The sequence below is a fragment of the Pseudomonas sp. PS01303 genome (assembly GCF_029959385.1).
GTDB classification, from domain to species: domain Bacteria; phylum Pseudomonadota; class Gammaproteobacteria; order Pseudomonadales; family Pseudomonadaceae; genus Aquipseudomonas; species Aquipseudomonas rustica.
In genome coordinates this window covers 1-4,547 of the sequence record NZ_JASCPK010000247.1, presented here as the reverse complement: position 1 = coordinate 4,547, position 4,547 = coordinate 1, and the positions used below count along the sequence as shown (strand labels likewise).

General features: G+C 57.2%; 4 protein-coding genes. All 4 read left to right on the top strand.

The genetic code is table 11. From position 1 onward, the window contains the following. Positions 1 to 101 precede the first annotated feature (101 nt). The 4 genes from QMX93_RS29800 (at position 102) to QMX93_RS29785 (ending at position 4,458) form a co-directional block, all read left to right on the top strand. Entirely contained in the window at positions 102 to 893 is a 792-nt protein-coding gene (locus tag QMX93_RS29800) for a PhnD/SsuA/transferrin family substrate-binding protein (protein ID WP_282359150.1), read from the top strand. A 179-nt stretch (positions 894 to 1,072) separates the two neighbouring features. Next, positions 1,073 to 1,600 (top strand): sigma-70 family RNA polymerase sigma factor, encoded by a 528-nt coding sequence (locus QMX93_RS29795; protein WP_282359149.1) that lies wholly within the window; start codon positions 1,073 to 1,075, stop codon positions 1,598 to 1,600. Further along, positions 1,597 to 2,610, top strand: coding sequence for an ABC transporter substrate-binding protein (locus QMX93_RS29790; protein WP_282359148.1), 1,014 nt, complete (start codon positions 1,597 to 1,599; stop codon positions 2,608 to 2,610). The genes QMX93_RS29795 and QMX93_RS29790 overlap by 4 nt, the downstream gene beginning before the upstream one ends. Before the next feature lie 528 nt (positions 2,611 to 3,138). Beyond that, complete coding sequence (locus QMX93_RS29785; RefSeq protein ID WP_282359146.1) at positions 3,139 to 4,458, top strand: PAS domain-containing methyl-accepting chemotaxis protein; 1,320 nt, start codon at positions 3,139 to 3,141, stop codon at positions 4,456 to 4,458. Positions 4,459 to 4,547 lie beyond the last annotated feature (89 nt).

Here is a 4,547-nt window from a genome sequence, read left to right as displayed (position 1 = left end):
CGCGAAGGCGGTGTGTCATTCAAAGTAGTTGTTACTGTTACACCGCATTCGCGAGCAGGCTCACTCCTACAGTTGGAAATTTGTTGTCAGGAAATATGCGTATGACTCAACACCACGCCGAACTCCTCATGTACACCGCCCCCGAGCCCATCCGTGTGGCCAACGAGCGCTGGCTCGCGCGCATCCTTGAACACCTCGGTCACACCCGTCTGAGCGCTGAAGACCTGTCACTGCGCGAACTCTGGCTATCCCCCAATCTGCTGCTCACACAAACCTGCGGCTACCCATTGATGACGGCATTAAAAGGCCAGGTTCGAGTGATCGGCCGCCCACGCTACGAACTCCCGGACGCCAGTGCCGGCAACCATTGCAGCCTGATCCTCAGCCGCGCTGATGACCCACGCAAAACCTTGCCAGCCTTTCGCGACAGTCGCGGCGTGATCAACAGCGACGACTCCAACAGCGGCATGAACCTGTTGCGCCAACGCCTCGCCCCGTTGCATCGCGCTGGGCAATTCTTCTCCACGGTCGGCATCAGCGGCGGTCACCGTGAAAGCCTGCGCTGGTTGCGTGAAAAGCGCGCAGATCTGGCCGCCATCGACAGCGTCACCTACGCCTACCTCGCGCAGCATGCGCCTGAGGAAGTCAGGGGGTTACGTGTTGTTGCGCGCAGTGCGTTCAGTCCGACGTTGCCTTTTATCACCGTCGCCAGTGCTACGGACGAACAGATCGAGCGGCTGCGACAAGTGATGAATCAGTCGTTGCACGAACTTCCGGATGTTGTGCAAACGTTGGGATTGCCTGAAGTACTGGCGGCGGGTGAGGGTGATTATCAGGTGGTGCTCGACTATCAGCGTGAGGCTGAGGAGTTGGGGTATGGCTGCTTGCGTTGAAAGATCGCAGCCTTCGGCAGCTCCTACAGGGATCGCGTTCCGGGCTGCGATCTTTTGATCTTGTATTCCATAATCGAATATAAAAATGAAATTTAAATATTATTAATGCATAAGGCGCCTTGCTACGATCGCGCCACCGGAACACCGGACATTCAGCGACCCCTAACCCAGGAGCCCCTATGTCCGGCGCCGACCTTTCCCATCGCCAACACCTGGCCGGCCTGTTCCGCGCCCATCATCACTGGCTTTGCACCTATCTGCGTCGGCATCTGCACGACGCGGCGAGCGTTGAAGACATCGCCGCCGAAACCTTCGCGCAACTGCTTGAATCATCATCCCTGACCGCCATCCGCGAACCCCGCGCCTTGCTCACCACCGTCTCCCAACGTCTGCTTTATCAGCACTGGCGCCGTGCGGATCTACAGCGTCGGCATCAGCTACAGGTCGATGAGGAGGGCACCGCGTCGCCCGAGCATCTCGCGCAACTGTCGCAAACCCTGAAACGCCTCGATCACACCCTGCAACGCCTGCCCGGCAAAGTCCGTTCGACCTTTCTGCTCGCCCGCGTCGATGGCCTGACCTACCCGCAAATTGCTGCCGAACTGGGCATCTCCCAGCGTTCGGTGAGCGTGTACATGACCCGTTCCCAAGCCCTGTGCGATCGCCACAGCGCCAACCAATTCCTACAAGACAAGAGGTCTGCATGAGATCGATCAAAACCCTGCTCGGCGGTTCGCTGCTGGCGCTGAGCCTGAGCGTCGGCGTTGTTTCAGCGGCGGAGAAAACCGCGCCGATTCACTTCGGTGACATCACCTGGGAGAGCGGCAGTTTCATCACCGAAGTGCTGCGCCTGATTGTCGAAAAAGGCTACGGCTACCCAACCGATACGCTGCCGGGCAGCACCGTCAGCCTCGAAGCAGCGTTGGCAAAAAACGATATTCAAGTGATCGGCGAAGAGTGGGCCGGGCGCAGTCCGGCGTGGGTCAAGGCTGCTGCTGAAGGCAAAGTATTCGGCCTCGGCGATACAGTGAAAGGCGCTACCGAAGGCTGGTGGGTGCCGGAGTACGTGATCAAGGGCGACCCCGAGCGCGGCATCAAACCCTTGGCGCCGGAATTGAAATCGGTGGCGGATCTGCCGCGCTACAAAGACGTGTTCCGTGATCCTGAAGACCCGAGCCGTGGGCGTTTCCTCAACAGCCCGACGGGTTGGACGTCGGAGATCGTCAACACTCAGAAGCTCAAGGCCTATGCGCTCAACGACAGCTTCGTCAACTTCCGCACCGGCTCCGGCGCGGCGCTGGATGCCGAGGTGGCGTCGTCGATCAAACGTGGCAAACCGGTGCTGTTCTACTACTGGTCACCAACGCCGCTGCTCGGGCGTTTCAAACTGGTGAAACTCGAGGAACCGCCGTTTGATGCCGAAGCCTGGAAGACCTTGGCCGATGCCAATAATCCGAATCCCAAAGGCACGCGGTCGATGCCGGCGAGTCTGGCGATTGGCGTGTCGGCGCCGTTCAAGGCGCAGTACCCGGAGCTGGTGACGTTCTTTGAAAAGGTCGACTTGCCGATAGATCTGTTGAACCAGACGCTGGCGGGGATGAGTGAAAAACGTTTGCAACCGAGGGTGGTGGCGCAGGCGTTTTTGCGCGATCAGCCGCAGGTGTGGAAATCGTGGGTGCCAGCAGAAGTGGCTACCAAAGTCAGCAACAGCCTCTAATTCCCAACGCCGCCCCCTGTAGGAGCTGTCGAAGGCTGCGATCTTTTGATCTTGAAAAAATCAAAGTCCAAAGATCGCAGCCTTCGGCAGCTCCTACAGGGGGCTGTTCATTTTCCGCTGAACCGATTCTTGTGCAAAAAGTCCTCACTACTGGCCGACTAGTGGCCTTGCGCAAGGTTTTGCGCTAGCTATGCTGCTCTGTAACTAACTATGTCGACCGTGCACGGTTAGTCTGCAAATTCATGCTGCCAGAGTGCGCAACCCAAGGCACCGACACTGAACCAACAAGGAGCATTTTTTAAATGGAAGTTCTTCAACGCGTTAGGGCTGGCCCGCGAGCGGGCTATCAAGAGAAGGATGTCTTGATTAGAGCGTCGCTGCATGGACTCTCCGATTGACCATCATTTATCACCTGACAACTTCCTCCCGTGGAGGAATGCGTGTGCCTGTTCTTTGGAACGTAGTGGTGGATCGTGAAAGACCTGAACTTTCATCAAATCAAAAGTCCGCGCGGAAGGTGATACAACCATGTTTAACCTACATCACAAGGCTGACCTGCTGGAAATCGAACGATTCAGCTGTGCCTTGACCGAGGCCAATGCCAAGTTGGCCGCGATCAGCCGTTCGATGGCGATGATCGAATTCACCCCCGACGGCATCGTTCTGGATGCCAACGAAAATTTCTGTAAAACCATGGGCTATGGCGCCGATGAAGTGCGCGGCAAACATCACCGGATCTTCTGTGAGGAAGCGTTTTATCGCAGCGAGGAATACGCCAAGTTGTGGCGCGACCTGGCCCGTGGTGAACCGATCAGCGGGACGTTTCTGCGCTTGAACAAAAGTGGCAAGGAAGTATGGCTTGAAGCCAGTTACATGCCGGTGTATGGCCCGGACAAGCAAGTTAAAAGTGTCATCAAAGTGGCGTCCGACATTACCGCGCGGATCAACAAAGAGCATGAAGAAGAAGCCATGCTCGCGGCGATCGGTCGCTCGATGGCCGTGATCGAGTTCACTCCGGAAGGCAATGTCATCACCGCCAACGACAACTTTCTCAAGACCATGCAGTACGCGCACAACGAAGTCGTCGGGCATCACCACAGCATGTTCTGCCACCGCAGCGAATCCGAATCGTCGCAATACAAAGCTTTCTGGGCTTCGCTCAATCGCGGCGAATATCACTCGCACCGTTTCGAGCGCAAGAACAAGTCCGGGCACATGGTTTACCTCGAAGCCTCGTACAACCCGCTGTTTGATGCCAAGGGCCGCTTGTACAAAGTGGTCAAGTTCGCCAGCGACATCACTCAACAAATGACCACGCTGCAGAACGCCGCGGAATCGGCCCACAGCACCTCGGTACAAAACGACGCCTGCGCGCAAAAAGGCTCACAAGTCGTGCAGCAAACGGTGCAGATCATTCAGGACATTTCCCGCGACCTCAACGAAGCGGCAGTCAGCATCGATGCGGTGAGCAAACAGTCAGACATCATCGGCACCATCGTCCAGACCATTCGCGGGATTGCCGATCAGACCAACCTGCTGGCGCTCAACGCCGCGATCGAAGCGGCGCGTGCCGGCGAGCACGGGCGCGGGTTTGCCGTGGTGGCGGATGAGGTGCGAAGTCTGGCGGCAAGAACGAGTCAGGCTACTTTAGAGATCGTCGATGTGGTGCGCCGCAACCACGACCTGTCGCTGAGCGCGGTGTCGAGCATGCAGTCGAGTCTCAGCCGTACCGGACTTGGTGTGGAGCTGGCGAACGAGGCGGGGGCAGTGATTCAGGAGATTCAGCAAGGTTCACGTCATGTAGTCGATGCCATCAGCCAGTTCAACGAAACCCTGCAACTGAACTGACATTACACCGCCCCCTGTAGGAGCTGCGGCACGCTGCGATCTTTTGATCCTGATCTTTTAAATTCAGATCAAAAGATGAGGATCAAAAG

Excerpts from the sequence above, each read along its gene's own strand:
- QMX93_RS29800 (WP_282359150.1), top strand. The coding sequence starts at position 102 with ATGACTCAACACCACGCCGAACTCCTCATGTACACCGCCCCCGAGCCC.
- QMX93_RS29795 (WP_282359149.1), top strand. The coding sequence starts at position 1,073 with ATGTCCGGCGCCGACCTTTCCCATCGCCAACACCTGGCCGGCCTGTTC.
- QMX93_RS29790 (WP_282359148.1), top strand. The coding sequence starts at position 1,597 with ATGAGATCGATCAAAACCCTGCTCGGCGGTTCGCTGCTGGCGCTGAGC.
- QMX93_RS29785 (WP_282359146.1), top strand. The coding sequence starts at position 3,139 with ATGTTTAACCTACATCACAAGGCTGACCTGCTGGAAATCGAACGATTC.